Source organism: Pseudomonas sp. QE6 (genome assembly GCF_041379005.1).
Taxonomy (GTDB): domain Bacteria; phylum Pseudomonadota; class Gammaproteobacteria; order Pseudomonadales; family Pseudomonadaceae; genus Pseudomonas.
Genome location: NZ_CP166873.1, coordinates 3,466,673 through 3,482,118, shown reverse-complemented (window position 1 = coordinate 3,482,118; position 15,446 = coordinate 3,466,673). Strand labels below are relative to the sequence as shown.

At 67.0% G+C, this 15,446-nt stretch carries 16 protein-coding genes; 11 read left to right on the top strand and 5 right to left on the bottom strand.

Features of this window, described 5'->3' with window-relative positions; translation table 11 throughout:
- Nucleotides 1-16 precede the first annotated feature (16 nt).
- The gene (locus tag ACAW63_RS16170) at nt 17-892 is read right to left on the bottom strand and encodes a LysR substrate-binding domain-containing protein (RefSeq protein WP_371226767.1); all 876 of its coding nucleotides are present in this window, start codon (nt 890-892) and stop codon (nt 17-19) included.
- Between the two features lie 340 nt (nt 893-1,232).
- Here ACAW63_RS16170 and ACAW63_RS16165 point away from each other — a divergent pair, with 340 nt between their 5' ends.
- The 9 genes from ACAW63_RS16165 (at nt 1,233) to ACAW63_RS16125 (ending at nt 10,486) form a co-directional block, all read left to right on the top strand.
- Nucleotides 1,233-2,588, top strand: coding sequence for an MFS transporter (locus ACAW63_RS16165; RefSeq protein WP_371226765.1), 1,356 nt, complete (start codon nt 1,233-1,235; stop codon nt 2,586-2,588).
- A gap of 43 nt (nt 2,589-2,631) precedes the next feature.
- Entirely contained in the window at nt 2,632-2,988 is a 357-nt protein-coding gene (locus ACAW63_RS16160; protein WP_371226763.1) for a RidA family protein, read from the top strand.
- Nucleotides 2,989-3,002: 14 nt separating this feature from the next.
- A complete protein-coding gene (locus ACAW63_RS16155) occupies nt 3,003-4,391 on the top strand; it encodes an FAD-dependent oxidoreductase (RefSeq protein WP_371226761.1) in 1,389 nt (462 codons plus the stop codon).
- Nucleotides 4,392-4,558: 167 nt separating this feature from the next.
- Nucleotides 4,559-5,080: an RNA polymerase sigma factor gene (locus ACAW63_RS16150; RefSeq protein ID WP_371226759.1), complete on the top strand. Its 522-nt coding sequence runs from the start codon at nt 4,559-4,561 to the stop codon at nt 5,078-5,080.
- Nucleotides 5,077-6,096: a FecR domain-containing protein gene (locus ACAW63_RS16145; protein WP_371226757.1), complete on the top strand. Its 1,020-nt coding sequence runs from the start codon at nt 5,077-5,079 to the stop codon at nt 6,094-6,096. The genes ACAW63_RS16150 and ACAW63_RS16145 overlap by 4 nt, the downstream gene beginning before the upstream one ends.
- 123 nt (nt 6,097-6,219) lie before the next feature.
- Complete coding sequence (locus ACAW63_RS16140; protein ID WP_371226755.1) at nt 6,220-8,820, top strand: TonB-dependent receptor; 2,601 nt, start codon at nt 6,220-6,222, stop codon at nt 8,818-8,820.
- 209 nt (nt 8,821-9,029) lie between these two features.
- Nucleotides 9,030-9,629, top strand: coding sequence for a biliverdin-producing heme oxygenase (locus ACAW63_RS16135; RefSeq protein ID WP_371226753.1), 600 nt, complete (start codon nt 9,030-9,032; stop codon nt 9,627-9,629).
- An 85-nt stretch (nt 9,630-9,714) separates the two neighbouring features.
- On the top strand, nt 9,715-10,059 hold the full coding sequence (locus tag ACAW63_RS16130; protein ID WP_371234690.1) for a YbaN family protein: 345 nt from the start codon (nt 9,715-9,717) through the stop codon (nt 10,057-10,059).
- A 58-nt stretch (nt 10,060-10,117) separates the two neighbouring features.
- Entirely contained in the window at nt 10,118-10,486 is a 369-nt protein-coding gene (locus ACAW63_RS16125) for a YajD family HNH nuclease (protein WP_371226751.1), read from the top strand.
- A 290-nt stretch (nt 10,487-10,776) separates the two neighbouring features.
- On the opposite strand, the gene ACAW63_RS16120 is transcribed toward ACAW63_RS16125, so the two are convergent.
- The 3 genes from ACAW63_RS16120 to ACAW63_RS16110 all read right to left on the bottom strand — a co-directional run bounded on the left by ACAW63_RS16120 (nt 10,777) and on the right by ACAW63_RS16110 (nt 13,046).
- Complete coding sequence (locus tag ACAW63_RS16120; protein ID WP_371226749.1) at nt 10,777-11,772, bottom strand: LLM class flavin-dependent oxidoreductase; 996 nt, start codon at nt 11,770-11,772, stop codon at nt 10,777-10,779.
- 280 nt (nt 11,773-12,052) lie between these two features.
- A complete protein-coding gene (locus ACAW63_RS16115) occupies nt 12,053-12,463 on the bottom strand; it encodes an arsenate reductase ArsC (protein WP_371226747.1) in 411 nt (136 codons plus the stop codon).
- Nucleotides 12,464-12,551: 88 nt separating this feature from the next.
- Nucleotides 12,552-13,046 (bottom strand): DUF1543 domain-containing protein, encoded by a 495-nt coding sequence (locus tag ACAW63_RS16110; protein ID WP_371226745.1) that lies wholly within the window; start codon nt 13,044-13,046, stop codon nt 12,552-12,554.
- Between the two features lie 136 nt (nt 13,047-13,182).
- Between ACAW63_RS16110 and ACAW63_RS16105 the strand changes: the two genes are divergently transcribed.
- Nucleotides 13,183-13,857 (top strand): TetR/AcrR family transcriptional regulator, encoded by a 675-nt coding sequence (locus ACAW63_RS16105; protein ID WP_371226743.1) that lies wholly within the window; start codon nt 13,183-13,185, stop codon nt 13,855-13,857.
- A 76-nt stretch (nt 13,858-13,933) separates the two neighbouring features.
- Entirely contained in the window at nt 13,934-14,245 is a 312-nt protein-coding gene (locus ACAW63_RS16100; RefSeq protein ID WP_371226741.1) for a hypothetical protein, read from the top strand.
- A gap of 7 nt (nt 14,246-14,252) precedes the next feature.
- Here the strand turns inward: ACAW63_RS16100 and ACAW63_RS16095 are convergent, their stop codons facing one another.
- The gene (locus ACAW63_RS16095) at nt 14,253-15,401 is read right to left on the bottom strand and encodes a DUF1615 domain-containing protein (RefSeq protein WP_371226739.1); all 1,149 of its coding nucleotides are present in this window, start codon (nt 15,399-15,401) and stop codon (nt 14,253-14,255) included.
- Nucleotides 15,402-15,446 lie beyond the last annotated feature (45 nt).

Here is a 15,446-nt window from a genome sequence, read left to right as displayed (position 1 = left end):
CGAACGGTTGTACGTCCTACGCCGGCAGATCCTCGCGCACCAGGTCGAGAAAGGTCGCCACGATCCGCCGCGTGCTCTGCTCGCGCAGGCACACCAGGGTCTCGCTCATGTGTCGCTCGCAATCGATGATGGGCAGGGCGTGCACGCGGTTGTCCGAGCCGAACTCGGCGGCCGACACCACGCCGACGCCGATTCCCGCGACCACCGCCTCGCGCGCCGCCTCGCGGCCCTCCACCTCGATAGCGGCACGAATCCGCAGGCCGGCGCTGCGCATTTCCTCTTCCAGGGTCTGGCGCGTGACGGAACCATGCTCGCGCAATACCAGCGGCGCATCGTCCAGATCAGCCAGGCGAATCGACTCGCGCCCCGCCCAGGGATGACTGCTGGCGACGAAAGCGACGATGGGATCGCGGCGCAGGGTGAAGGACACCAGGCGCTCGTCTTCCACGGCCCGCCCCAGCAATGCCAGGTCAGCGCGGTAGGCGAACAGTGCCTGCAGGGACTCGTCGGTGTTGCCGGTTTCTATGCGCACGCGGATGCCGGGATGCCGCTGGCAGAACGACGCCACCTGGGGCAGCAGGTGTACCGCCGCGTCCACCGCCAGCACCAGACTGCCAGTCTGCAGGGCGCGGGACTCCTGCAGCAGCTCCTGCGCCTCGGCCTCGATGACGAACAGCCGCTGGGTCACCGCCAGCAGGCGCTCGCCCAGTTCCGTCAGGCGCACCGAGCGCTTGTTGCGATGGAACAGCAGCACCCCGTAGCGCTCTTCCAGCTTGCGGACCTGGTCGGACACCGCCGGCTGGGTCAGGAACAGACGCTCGGCGGCACGGGTGAAACTGCCGTGCACGGCGACCGCATGGAACGCCTTGAGCTGGGCATGGGACACGGACATCGCGGTGATCCTCGCAGGCGATTCTGACTGTTGCGCTCCACTCCGACAGAAAGCGACTTCCCGGTCACAGGGGAGGTTCGCCACCCTCTCACGCAGACTTACTACAAGGAAAACTTATTTTCGAAATTTGATAAATCGATTTCAGTTATTTGTTCGGAATTGTTTCCATCCCTCCACCGTCACCCCATGGCAACGGCACCACGACAATTCCTGCGCTTCTGACCCGCACCGCAAGGACGGTGCGACGTGCTCCTTCTCTTGAAACAAGAACGACAAGAACAAGAAAGGCGTTACCTCACTGACTGCCGGCACAGCACAACTACAACAACGAGGTCGGAACATGCTTACCCCACAAGGCAACGCAACACCCCGCTCACCTCTGGCGTCGATCCAGCGCTGGCGCTGGCAGATCTTCGCCATCACCTGGCTGGCCTATGCGGCCTTCTACTTCACCCGCAAAGCCTTTTCGGTAGCCAAGCTCGGCATCGCCGAAGACCCCAGTTTTCATCTCGACAAGGCCATGATGGCCAACCTCGACGCGACCTACCTCGCCGCCTACGCCGTCGGCCAGTTCACCTGGGGCGTGCTGGCCGATCGCTTCGGCCCGCGGGTGGTCGTGCTCGGCGGGCTGCTGATCTCAGCCGGCGCGGCCATCGTCATGGGCACCTGGGCGACGCTGCCGGTGTTCGCCACCTGCATGGTCGTCCAGGGCCTGGCGCAATCCACCGGCTGGTCAGGGTTGTGCAAGAACATCGGGAGCTTCTTCGCCACCCATGAACGCGGCCGCATTCTCGGCCTGTGGAGCACCTGCTATGCCTTCGGCGGCCTGGTGGCCTCGCCGTTCGCCGGCTGGTGGGCCTACTCCATCTTCGGCACCTGGCACGCGGCGTTCTACTCCAGTGCCGCCGTGGTGGGCGGCGTGGCGCTGCTGTTCCTCCTGCTGCAACGCAATCGCCCGCAGGATGTCGGTCTGCCGCCCGTGGAAGACGAACCCGAAGCGGTTCGCTACGCCGGTTTCAAACCCGAGGGACAGAACCCCGGCGTCGGCGAAACCCTGCGCCTGGTGCTGGGCAACCGTACCGTACTGACCCTCGGGCTGGCCTACTTCCTGCTCAAGCCGGCGCGCTACGCCATCCTGCTCTGGGGACCGGTGATCGTGTACGAACGCATGCCCGGCCTGGGCAAGGTTGGCGCGGCCATCCTGCCGACCTCCTTCGAGATCGCCGGCCTGCTCGGTCCGATCCTGATCGGCCTGGCCTCGGACAAGCTCTTCGGCGCGCGGCGCATGCCGGCCTGCGTGATCAGCCTGATCGGCCTGACCGCCTGCCTCGCACTGTTCGTCCCGGCCATGCAGACCGGCAGCAGCCTGCTGGTGTTCGGCCTGCTGTTCATGATGGGCCTGACCCTCTACGGACCGGATTCGATGATCAGCGGCGCCGCCGCCATCGACTTCGGCACCGGCAAGGCCGCCGCCACCGCCGCCGGCTTCGTCAACGGTTGCGGCTCGGTCGGCGCAATCCTCGGCGGCCTGCTGCCGGGCTACTTCGATACCTACACGGTGTTCATCGGCTTCACCGTCGCCGCCCTGGTGTCGGCCGGCATCCTGCTGCCGCACTGGAACAGCCTGCCCGAAGGTACGGCGACCAAGGCACGCGTACCCAACCGCTCCGTCAAGGTGCGCATGGCGCGCTCCTGATTCCCCGGCACAGGGAAGTGCCCCAGCCCTACAAGGTCACCCCATGAACATAGAACGCTTTGGTGTGGTACAGCGCCGCGCCGAAATGGTCCTGCACGCCCACACCCTCTACATCGGTGGACAGGTCGCCAGCGACACCAGCGCCGATATCGAAGGCCAGACCCGCGAGGTCCTGCTGGGCATTGAACGACTGCTGGAAAGTGTCGGCGGCGACCGCACCCATCTGCTGACGGTACGCATCCTGCTGGCCCGCCGCGAGGACTACGCCGGGCTCAATCGCGTGTGGGACGCCTTCTTCCCCTTCGGCCACGCCCCGGCCCGCGCCTGCACCCTGGCAGAACTGATCGATCCGGCGTGGCGCGTCGAGATGATCGCCACCGCCGCCCTGCCCAATCGCTGAACACGGAGAATCCCATGCGTCCCTTCTGGCTCGAACAGGCCCTGCAGCACGATCAGGAGCGCGCTGCGCCGCTCCAGGAGAACACCCGCGCCGATGTCTGCATCGTCGGCGGCGGCTACACCGGTCTGTGGACCGCGATCATGCTCAAGGAGCAAAACCCGGAGCTCGACGTGGTGATCGTCGAAGCCGACATCTGCGGCGCCGGCGCCAGCGGCCGCAACGGTGGCTGCGCGCTGTCCTGGTCGGCCAAGTTCTTTACCCTCGAGCGGCTGTTCGGCCTGGCGGAAGCGATCCGCCTGGTGCAGGCGTCCGAACGCAGCATCCACGCCATCGGCGAGTTCTGCCAGCGCTACGGCGTGGATGCCGACTACCGCCTCGACGGCACGCTGTATACCGCCACCAACGCCGCCCAGGTCGGCGCCACCGACGGCGTGATCACGGCGCTGGAAAAGCATGGCATCAACTCCTTCAGCAAGCGTCCTCTGGCAGATGTGCAGCGTATGGCCGGTTCGCGCAAGCACCTGGAGGGCTGGTTCTCCCCCGCCGCCGCCAGCGTGCAGCCGGGCAAGCTGGTGCGCGGCCTGCGGCGCGTAGCGCTGCAACTGGGCGTGCGGCTGTACGAGGGCAGCCCGATGATCGGCCTGGACCACGGCCGGCCCGCCACCGTGCGGACCACCCGGGGAGCGGTGAGCGCCGACCGCGTGGTGCTGGCGATCAATGCCTGGATGGCGCGCGCGTTTCCGCAATTCGAACGCAGTGTGGCGATCGTCTCCAGCGACATGGTGATTACCGAGCCGAGGCCGGACCTGCTGGCAGAGATCGGCCTGACCTCCGGCGTCACCGTGCTGGATTCGCGCATTTTCGTGCACTACTACCACAACACCCCGGACGGCCGGATCATGCTTGGCAAGGGCGGCAATACCTTCGCCTACGGCGGACGCATGCTGCCGGTGTTTGATCGGCCGTCGCCCTATCTGGGGCTGCTCAGGGAAAGCCTCAATGAATTCTTCCCGGCCTTCGCCGAGGTTCCCATCGCCGCCAGCTGGAACGGGCCGTCCGACCGCTCGGTGACCGGCCTACCGTTCTTCGGCCGGCTGGGCGAGCCGGGCAACGTGTTCTACGGCTTCGGCTACTCGGGCAGCGGTGTCGGGCCCTGCCACATGGGCGGGCAGATTCTCAGCTCGCTGGTGCTGGGCCAGGACAACGACTGGACGCGCTCGCCACTGACCCAGGGCCCGCTGGGACATTTCCCGCCGGAACCGATCCGCTACGTTGGCTCGCTGATGGTGCGCAACGCGATCCGCCGCAAGGAGCATGCGGAGGATCGCGGCGACCGGCCGCGCCGCCTGGACGTAAGGCTGGCGCGCTTCGCCGCGGCGGCTGGCAAGGCCGACAAGGCCTGACGCGTTGCCCTCACCTGCCGGCTGAGGGAATGGGCGAGGCACGCCGCGTGCCTCGTCCTTTTTTCAGAGCCGCCCGCAGCGCACCGGACACATGGCGGTCTTGTGCCCTTCGCCTTGCACGAATAATAATAATTATCATTTGTAAATTATTCCTGCTGGACGTCCCTGTGAGCACTTCCAACCTCGACGCGGTCTTCCTGGCACAGCGCCTGCCGCTGCTGCGCACGCTGGTACGGATGGTGAACAACCCGAGCATTGCCGAAGACCTGGTGCAGGAAACCTACCTGCGCGTCGCCCGCACCCTGCTCGAACGCCGCATCGACCACCTCGAACCCTTCCTCTTCCAGACCGGCCGCAACCTCGCGCTGGACCACCTGCGTCACCTGCGCATGCAATCGCGGACCCTGCTTGACGACGTTCCCGCCGAGGTGCTGCAAGCCGTGCCGGCGCCCGGCTCCAGCGCCGAAGACCAGCTGCACGCGGAGAAACTGCTGGAGCGCCTGGGCGCCACCCTCGGCCAGCTCAGCGCGCGCCAGCAGCGCATCTTCATCCTCAGCCGCCTGCATGGCTGCGGCTACGCGGAAATCGCCGAGCAGCTCGGCGTCTCGCCCAGCACGGTGCAGAAGGAGCTGAAGCTGATCATGGCGATCTGCGTCGGCCTGGTCAGCCGCCTCGAGGAGACGGAATGACGGACTACCGTTCGCCTGCCGATTCGACAAGAATACGCGGCCCTCAATCCCAGGATCATGCCGAGGAATGCCCCGTGTCCCACGCCACGCCGCCCGACGACCCGCAGATGGCCGAAGCCCTCGACTGGTTGATGCTGGAGGACGACATGGACGTCGCGACGCGCCAGCGCTTCGAGGCCTGGCTTGCCGTCAGCGAAGGCAACGCGCGGGCCTACCAGCGGGTACGCGATGCCTGGCAGTCACCGCTGCTGACCACCGCGGCGGCGCGCCTGGAGCAACGACTGGCGACACCACTTCGCCGACGCCCTCTGTGGAAGCCGCTGGCGACCGCCGCGGCGCTGGTCCTGGCGGTCGGCGTCGCACTGCAGAGCGACCTGCTGCTGCGTCTGCGCGCCGATCACCTGACCGCCGTAGGCGAACGGCAGAATGTCAATCTGGCGGACGGCTCCCGGGTCCTGCTCAATACCGACACCGCCCTCTCCAGCCGCATCGACGAGCAACAGCGCGTCGCCCGCCTGTACCGCGGCGAGGCGTACTTCGACGTCGCTCATGACCGCGACCGTCCCTTCGAGGTGGAAGCCGGGCCGGTTCAGGTAACGGTGCGCGGCACCGCCTTCGCCGTGCGCTACCTGGGCAACGAGGCGGAAGTCAGCGTGCAGCGCGGCGAAGTGGACCTGCGCACGCCGCTGGACGACGCCCGCGTCAGCCTCGGCGCCGGCGACAGCATCCGCGTCGGTCCGCAGGGCTTCGGCGAGCGCCAGCACAGCGCCGAGGGGCAGGCACAGCTGGCCTGGGTCAAGGGCCGCATGGTGTTCGAGAACTGCCCGCTCAGCCAGGTGCTGGCCGAGCTGCGGCGCTACTACCCCGGCTGGATCGTCAATACCAACGAGCGCCTGGCGAACGTCAGCGTCACCGGCAACTGGCGCCTGGACGACCCGCTGGGCGTGGCGCGCTCACTGGCCCGGATCGCCTCCGCGCAACTGCACGAATACCCGAAACTGCTGGTCCTCGACTGATCGTCCCCTCCTGAACTGAAAGTTTTTTTACGCCGTCGCGCCGGCTCGTTCGTTTAGTCAGAAGCCAATGCAATAGATTCGCATTTACGAATGCGAACAAAGACTGACTAAGAGAGCCCTTCGATGCCCATCGCTTCTTCGCGTGCCCCTCTGCGCCATCCCGCCCGCATCTCCCTGCTGGCCCTGTCCATCGGTCTGGCCAGTCTGCCGGCAGCTTCCGTCCTCGCGGCGGACACGGCAGGCCGCCAGGCCCAGGCCGGCTACCGTTTCGACATCCCCCGCCAACCGCTGGCCCAGGCGCTGAACGCCTTCAGCGCGGTGACCGGCTGGCAGGTGGGCGTCGCCGGCGAGCTGGCCGAAGGCATCGAGTCGCCCGGCATCAACGGCCGCCTACCGGCCGACCAGGCATTGAAGGGCCTGCTCGCCGGTACCGGCCTGGGCGCCCGCACCCTGGGCCCGCGCAACGTGGTGCTGGAGCGCAACCTGTCGAGCGTGGCGGAAATGCAGCCGCTGACCATCACCGCCACCCGCCAGGCGCAGAGCGTGACCCTGGTGCCGAGCACGGTGAACGTGGTCGACCGCAGCGAACTGGACCGCAAGAACGTCAACACCATCAAGGAGCTGGTGCGCGACATGCCCGGCGTCTCCGTCGGCGGCACCGGCAACCGCGCCGGCATCACTGGCTACAACATCCGCGGCATCGACGGCGACCGCGTACTGACGCAGATCGACGGCGTCGAGATTCCCAGCAGCTTCTTCAACGGCCCCTATGCGCAGACCGAGCGCAACTACGTCGACCCGGAAATCGTCAAGCGCGTCGAAGTGCTGCGCGGCCCGGCCTCGGCGCTCTATGGCAGCAACGCCATCGGCGGCGCGGTGAGCTACTTCACCCTGGATGCGGACGACATCATCAAGGACGGCCAGGACGCGGGGGCGCGCCTGAAGACCGGCTACAGCTCCGCCGACGACAGCTGGCTGACCTCCGGCACCGTGGCCGCTCGCTCCGACAGCTTCGACGGCCTGCTGCACCTGAGCCAGCGCAATGGCCACGAGACCGAATCCTACGGCAGCACCGGCGGCAGCGGCCTGTCGCGCACCGAGGCCAACCCGCAGGACGTGCGCACCACCAACGTGCTCGCCAAGCTGGGCTGGAAGTACGGCGAGGGCGAGCGCTTCGGCCTGGTCTACGAGAAGTACAAGGACGACCGCGACACCGACCAGAAGAGCGCCTATGGCGGCCCCTACTACGGCGGCAAGCCGACCATCCCGGACAGCGTGCTGCCCGGCGGCATGTACCAGTGGCGCACCGGCAACGACACCATCACCCGCGAGCGCTTCGGCCTGGAGCACCAGCTGCTGCCGGGCAGCGCGGTGGCAGACCACGCCCGCTGGACCTTCAACTACCAGACCGCCAAGACCGACCAGAGCACCGAAGAGTTCTACTACCCCATCACCCGCCAGGTACTGCGCACCCGCGACACGCTGTACAAGGATCGCCAGTGGGTGTTCGACCTGCAGCTGGACAAGGCCTTCCTCGTCGGCGAGACCGACCACCTGCTGACCTACGGCACCACCCTGAAACGGCAGAAGGTCACCGGCTACCGCGAGGGTGACGCCACGTGCCTGGCGGTCGGCCGCGGCTGCACGGCCGTTGGCGCGCCCAGCTCCGTCGCCAGCGACAGCCTGGCGCGCAGCAGCGACTTCCCCGACCCCACCATCGATACCTATGGCCTGTTCGCCCAGGACGAGATCCGCTGGAACGCCTGGACCTTCCTGCCCGGCATGCGCTACGACTACACGCGCCTGAAGCCGCACATCACCGAGGAATTCCTCAATACCGTGGACCAGAGCGGCGAAGGCGAAGTCAGCCGCGAAGACAAGACCTGGCACCAGCTCTCGCCCAAGCTCGGCGTGACCTACGCCTTCAACGACAACTACCTGTGGTACGGCCAGTACGCCCAGGGCTTCCGCACCCCGACCGCGAAGGCGCTGTACGGTCGCTTCGACAACCCCGGCATCGGCTACCGCGTCGAGCCCAACCCCGACCTCGACCCGGAACGCAGCCAGAGCTACGAGACCGGCCTGCGCGGCAACTTCGAGGAAGGCTCCTTCGACGTCGCGGTGTTCTACAACAAGTACCGCGACTTCATTAACGAGGACGCCATCACCCCCGGCTACAGCGAGCCGACCTTCCAGAGCAACAACATCAAGAACGCCATCATCAAGGGCGTGGAGCTCAAGGGCCGCCTGGAACTGGGCGCCTTCGGCGCGCCGCAGGGCCTCTACACCAAGGGTGCGGTGGCCTACGCCTACGGTCGCAACCAGGACACCGGCGAGCCGATCAACAGCGTCAACCCGCTCACCGGCGTGTTCGGCCTGGGCTACGACGAACAGGCCGGCCGCTACGGCGCCCTGCTCGACTGGACCCTGGTCAAGCGCAAAGACCGCGTCGACGACAGCAGCTTCAAGGCCCCCGACGGCACCAGCAGCCAGTTCAAGACCCCGGGCTTCGGCGTCCTCGACCTGACCGGCTACTACAAGCTGACCGACGACCTGACCGTCAACGCCGGCCTCTACAACCTCACCGACAAGAAGTACTGGCTGTGGGACGACGTGCGCGGCTACGACAGCGTCGGCGAAGCCTCGGTGCTGGCCCCGGCCAACCTCGACCGCCTGACTCAGCCGGGCCGCAACTTCGCGGTCAACCTGGTGTGGGATATCTGATGGGCGGATTCACGGACGCGGGGTTCACCCCGCTTTCTGTGATGTTCGCGAGCAAGCTCGCTCCTACAGGTTGGCGTCACGCTCTTCGTAGGAGCGAACTTGCTCGCGAACCCGCCCGACTCCAGAAGCATCCGGTAACGACAACCTTTACGCGATCCCCAAGCTGATTCGTCTCGTCAATAAAGCCCAGAAATTTCAAGGAATTGGACATGACCACCGTGGAACTCCCCACCCTGCGCTCGCAGCGCCTGAACACGCTGACCCATGCTGCGCACGAGCGCCTCGACCATGCAGTGAAGGCCCGCGAGCCCTTCTCCAACCGCGAGAATTTCGCTCGCTTCGTGGTCGCCCAGTACCTGTTCCAGTCCGAGCTGCAGGCGCTCTACCAGGACGCCGAGCTCGGCACGATCTTCCCCGACCTGCCGCAGCGCTGCCGCGCCGAACAGGCCCGCCTGGACCTGGCCGACCTGGACGCCGAGGTACCCGCCCCGGTAGCCGGCGCGCTGGCAAAGCCCAGCCAGGCACACGCCCTGGGCTGGCTGTTCGTGTCCGAAGGCTCCAAGCTCGGCGCCGCCTTCCTGATCAAGCGCGTGGCCGCCCTGGGCCTGGACGAGAACACCAGCGCCCGTCACCTGGGCGAGCCGGAAGGCGGCCGCGCCGAAGGCTGGAAGCGCTTCACCCGCACCCTCGACGCCCTGCAACTCAGCGAGGCCGAAGAACGTGAAGCCGAGGCCGGCGCCATCGCCGCTTTCGAGCGCTTCGCCCACCTGCTGCAGCACAGCTACGACCGTGCTCCCGCCACCGTCTGACGCGGCCCCGCGCGTGCCCGCCGAAGCGGCGCGCACCACCGCGCCCGGCCCTGCCCGCTCGCGTCTGGCGCGCATCGCGTTCGCGCTGCTCGCCTACACCAGTCTGGGCGTGGGCATGGTCGGGCTGGTGGTGCCAGGGTTGCCGACCACCGAGTTCGTCCTGCTCGCCGCCTGGGCCGCCGCGAAAAGCTCGCCGCGCCTCGCCGCCTGGCTGGCGAATCACCGGCTGTTCGGCCCGATCCTGCACAACTGGCGCAATGGCCGCGCCGTCGCCCGCCGCGCCAAGATCGGTGCCAGCGTCGCGATGCTCGCGGCCCTGGCGATCATGCTGGTCAGCCTGCCCCATGGCCTGTGGCTGTACGCGGTGATCCTCGGCATGGCTATTGGCAATCTGTGGATCTGGTCGCGCCCTGACATGCCCAAGCCGTAGTCAGCACGCGGGCGCGGGCCTATGCTGGAAGTCCGATCCACACTGCCAAGCCAGAGCCATGAGCCAACCCACCAGCAAAGTCGACGCCGTCCTCGCCGAAGCGCAACGCCGCCGCGAAAGCAGCTACCGCGAAAAGGCCCTGAAGATGTACCCCTGGATCTGCGGCCGCTGCGGCCGCGAGTTCAGCGGCAAGCGCCTGAGCGAACTGACCGTCCACCACCGCGACCACAACCACGACAACAACCCCGAGGACGGCTCCAACTGGGAGCTGCTGTGCCTCTATTGCCACGACAACGAGCACCAGCGGCAGGTGGACTTGCATTACCAGAACGGCAACGACGCCGGCGCCAAGGGCCCGAAGGTCACCCACAAGGGGCTGGCCGGACTGGCGGACCTGCTGAAGAAGAAGGAAGACGGGCAGGCCTGACGGCCGCCCAGTCCCTCGTACCAGCGGGTTTATCCGCGATCCGGCTGCAAGGCCGGCCACGTCAATCGCGGACGGAGTCCGCTCCTACGGGTGCCCTGTCATTACGCCGACGGTCGGTTTGCCTGTAGGAGCGAGCTTGCTCGCGAATGACTCCGCAGCGGGGCTCGTTCGCGAGCAAGCTCGCTCCTACAAAAGGCCGATCAGGCGCTTCGAACTCAACCGCGAAGCTGCCGGTCAGCCGACGTGTATCGGCGCACAACCGCGAACGGCTGTACGCCCTACCCAAGCCCTCAGCGCAAGCCGGCAACGATCTCCAGCGAACGCAGCCGCAGCTCGTGGTCGTAGATGTCGCTGGTGAAGATGATCTCGTCCACCCCGGTCTGCTCCAGCAGGATTTCCAGGCGGCTGCGCACCTTCTCCGGACCGCCGATCACCGCCAGGCCGAAGAAGTTGCCCACCGCATCCTGCTCGTGAGGCAACCACAGCCCGGCCATGCTCTTCACCGGTGGTTTCTGCTTCAGGCTGTCGCCACGGATCAACGCCAGCACGCGCTGGAAGGCGGTGGTCGCCAGGTACTCGGCTTCCTCGTCGGTGGGCGCGGCGATCAGCGGCACGCCGATCATGGCGTAGGGCTTGTCGAGCACCGCCGAGGGCTGGAAGTTATCGCGGTAGATGCGCAGCGCATCGTGCAGGTAGCGCGGCGCGAAGTGCGAGGCGAAGGCATAGGGCAGGCCCTTCTGCGCCGCCAGGTGGGCACTGAACAGGCTGGAGCCCAGCAGCCAGATCGGCACATTGGTGCCCTCCCCCGGAATCGCCAGCAGCGACTGCTGCGAACGACGCGGGCCGAGGAGCATTTCCAGCTCGGCGACCTGCTCGGGGAAGTCGGCGCCGTCGCCCAGGCGGTCGCGACGCAGCGCGCGCATGGTGGCCTGGTCGGCGCCCGGCGCGCGGCCCAGGCCGAGGTCGATGCGGCCCGGATAAAGGGTTTCCAGGGTGCCGAAGTTCTCCGCCACCACCAGCGGCGGATGGTTCGGCAGCATCACCCCGCCGGAGCCGACGCGGATGCGCTCGGTCTTGCCGGCGATGTGGCCGATCAGCACGGCGGTGGCCGAGCTGGCGATGCCGTCCATGTTGTGATGCTCCGCCAGCCAGTAGCGGGTAAAGCCCAGGCGCTCGACGTGGCGGGCGACCTCGACGGCGTTGTGCAACGCCTCGGCTGCGCTGCCCTGGTCGCGCACGGGCACCAGGTCGAGCATGGAGAAAGCGATATCGGACAGGGACTTCATAGGTACTCCGCTTCGGGTCACGCAGGCGCCGCGCGGACGGGGCGTCGCGGACATGACTTTGAGCGTGACTCTATCGGCCACCTCCCCCGCTGACCACTCGTCGGGATCGATAGTGCTCATGAAGGCCAGTGATAGAGAAATGGCTCGATGCCATCATCGCTTCACGCAACCGTCACCAGGCTGTCATGGGCAGCCCGCAGAATGCCTCCCAGCTGAAGGACCAGCGCCCATCCAACAGAAAGCCCGCGATCAGCGGGCTTTTTGCTTTGTGGCACGGGCCTCAACGGTTCTTCACCATCTCGAACAGCTTCAGGCGATCGCTCAGCTCCTGCAGGGTATGGCGGAACGGGTCGTGCTGCTCGCTGGTGGTCGGGTCGGCGAAATTCCACACGATCACCTCGCTGGAGCTGGGCAGCTCCTCGCCTTCGCGGCTGGACTTGTCGCACAGGTCGATCAGGTAATCGAAGTGCTGGCCACTGAACTCGTCGATGGATTTGCTGCGCAGCCCCTCGGTGGAAATGCCGGCGTGCTCCAGCACCTCGCGGGCGCGCGGATCGATGGCACTGGGGCGGATACCGGCGCTGAAGGCTTCGAAGTGCTCGGCATCGGAATGTCGCAGCAGCGCTTCGGCCATCGGCGAACGGGCATCGTTGGCGACGCAGACGAACAGGACTCGGCGTTTCTCGGTCATCACTACCTCGGCACGGGACGCGGGTTCGGCCCCCTTATACGCCAGGTTTTGTGACAGTGCCGTGTCGAATCGATGAAGGCGCCCGGATTCAACCCAGTACGATGTAGTCGCTGCGTTGCACCACCCCGCGATGCTCGCCGGCCAGCAGGTGGACGTAACGGCCGCCGACCCGGTCGATGGGAAGGCAATCGTCGACGTCCAGCAAGGCATCGGTATGCGGCTTGTCCCAGCCGCGCGGCAGGCGATGCTTGCCCAGCGCCTTGGCCTGCGCCGTATCTCGGGCGACCACCAGCAGGTAGTGGTGCGCCTCGCCGAACTGGCCGGGTTCGTAACCGCCCAGGTTGATGAAGAACAGCCGTGGCTCGCCCGGCGCCGGCTGCTGGTCGCTGAAGGCCAGGCGATAGCCGTCGATGCCATCGACCTCCAGCCAGGAGTCGATATGCAGGCCCCGCGGGCTGCCGAACCAGGCGTCGCGCAATTGCGGGTAGCTGGCTTCCAGGCTGTCCGCCACGGCGAACACCACGTCGTGCACCTCGATCTTCGCGCGCGGATGGCGCCCGCCCAGCATTACCACCAACAACATCGCACCCACTCCTTTCGACTGCGGCCACTCTGCGACGGCCATTTCCCGCTAACGGAACGCATCCTAGGAAAAAAACGCCCCATTCGCTATATAGATTTGTATATTTTGGATCCCCCGTATCTGTCCGAACCGATCCATGAACACAGGCAACGCCAGCAAGCGCTCCCGCAGCACGCGTCCCAGCATCCGCGACCGCAATCGCCAGCGCATTCTCCTCGCCGCCGGCGAAGAGTTCGCCGACAAGGGTTTCAGCGCCGCCAAGACCCTGGACATCGCCCTCCGCGCCGAGGTGCCCAAGTCCAACGTCTACTACTACTTCCAGACCAAGGAAAACCTCTACCTGCGCCTGCTGGAAAACGTGGTGGACGCGGTGCTGGAAGCCTCCGCCCTGCTGCGCGAATGCGACGACCCGGCCTGGGCGCTGCCCGCGCATATCCGCGCGCGCCTGCACATCGCCCGCCAGTGGCCGCAGGCCTACAAGGTCTTCGCCAGCGAAATGCTCCACGGCGCACCGCACCTGCCGCGGGAGTGGCTGCAGCGCCTGCGCGCGGAATCCGCCCGCAGCCTGGAGTGCATCGCCGCCTGGATCGACCGCGGCCTGCTCGCCCCCGTGGACCCGCAACACCTGCTGCTGAGCATTTCCGCGGCCACCCGTACCTACGTGGATTTCGACTGGCAGATCGCGATGATCACCGGCAAGCCACAACCTGATGCCGGCGACTTCGAAGCGGCGGCGGCGACCATCATCCGCCTGGTCCTGCGCGGCACCGAGCCCGAGCCGGCGACCCGGCTGCGCCCCTTGCCGCTGTAACACGCGGCGGAGGCTGCACTAAGCTTGGGATGTCCGCACGGCCGCGCGCCGTGCCCACATTCGCCTGGGAGCCGCCATGAAATCGCTAACGACCGCCGCCTCGCTGCTGATTTTCACCTCGCTCGGCGTGGTGCAGCCCGCTGCCGCCGCCATCCCCATGCTCAATTACGACTGCCCGAACGACATCCAGGTCCACACCGACGAGGGCGGGCCGGTCTACATCAACGGCAAGGAAGCCAAGGTCAAGCAGAGCAACGACAAGTACATCGAGGCCAAGGGCGAAGGCGTGACCGTCTCCATCAGCCTCAACGACGACGGCACCGCCACCGTTTCCTATACCGGGCCCAAAGGCGCCAACGGGGTCTGCGAGCCCGCCGAAGGCGACTGAATCCGGCTCAGGGCTTTTTCGGCGCCCGCGCCAGGCAGCGCTTGTAGCGCTCATCCACGCGCTGGGCGAACCAGGCGGTGGTCAGCTGGCGGGTGATCTTCGGGCTGTGCAGGGTGATGCCCGGCAGGATGGCCCGCGGCAATGGCTTGCCGGCGGCGCGCTCGCCCAGCGCGAAGACCTTGGTGTAAAGCGTCGACTTGGCGAACTCCGGCGTATCGCCCTTCTCCAGATCGCGACGGATGTCCCGCTCGCTCATCCCCAGGCGCGGCGCCAGGGTGCGTACCGCCTTTTCCGTACTACCGGCGTCGTAGCTGCCCGGAAGGATCAGGTCACCGTCCAGTGCCAGGGTGATGCCGCTGGCCTCGCTCACCGCACGCTGGAAAGCCGCGTTGCGGCTGGCGTACCAGCCGGCGTTGAAGTCGGCGAAACGGTACAGCGGCTGCGAATAGTCCACCGGGTAACCGAGCAGGTGGGCGATGCCGAAGTACATGCCGCCGCGCCGGCTGAACACCTCGCGACGGATGCTGCCGTCCACCGGATACGGGTAATTCTCGGCGTGAGCCTGGGCGAAGGCGATGCTGACCTGCATCGGCCCGCCGGTATGTACCGGGTTGAAGCGACCGAAGAGTTGCTGGCCGAGCGGTACGCCGCCGATGAAGTCATCGAAGATCGCGCTCAGTTCCTTCTCCGTGCGCACCGCCGCCAGGCGCTGGCTGTAGCTGCGTCCGTTGGGCGACTTGAGGCTCAGCGCGGCGTCGATCAGGATGCCCGGCACATGCAGCTTGCCGGCGCGCCGGTCGATCTCGCCACGGGCGATCTTGCCCAGCCCGGGCACGGCGGGGTCTGCCGTGTAGTTGGATTCCTGCTCGGTCACCGCCAGCACCGAGCAGAGGTTCTGGGTGGTTGGCGCGATGCGCTGGGCGCTGAACGCAACCTGGATGTCCCGCGCCCAACCGGGACGGTCGGCGACGCTCGCCGGCATCAGCTTCGCCACCGTGGCGCGCACTTCTTCCGGGGTCGCCTCCGGCGCGCTCGGCCGGGTGCCGCAACCGGCCAGCGCCAGCAGCGCGGCCAGGCCCAGCAGGTGTAGAGATCTGATTCGAGGGAGAGGCCAGTCCAGGCCGGGGGTATCTGCCGTCGGGGCAGCCGCGTTCATAGTCCGTTCCTTGCTTGGAGACCGCCTACAGGACCTTCGCCGGGC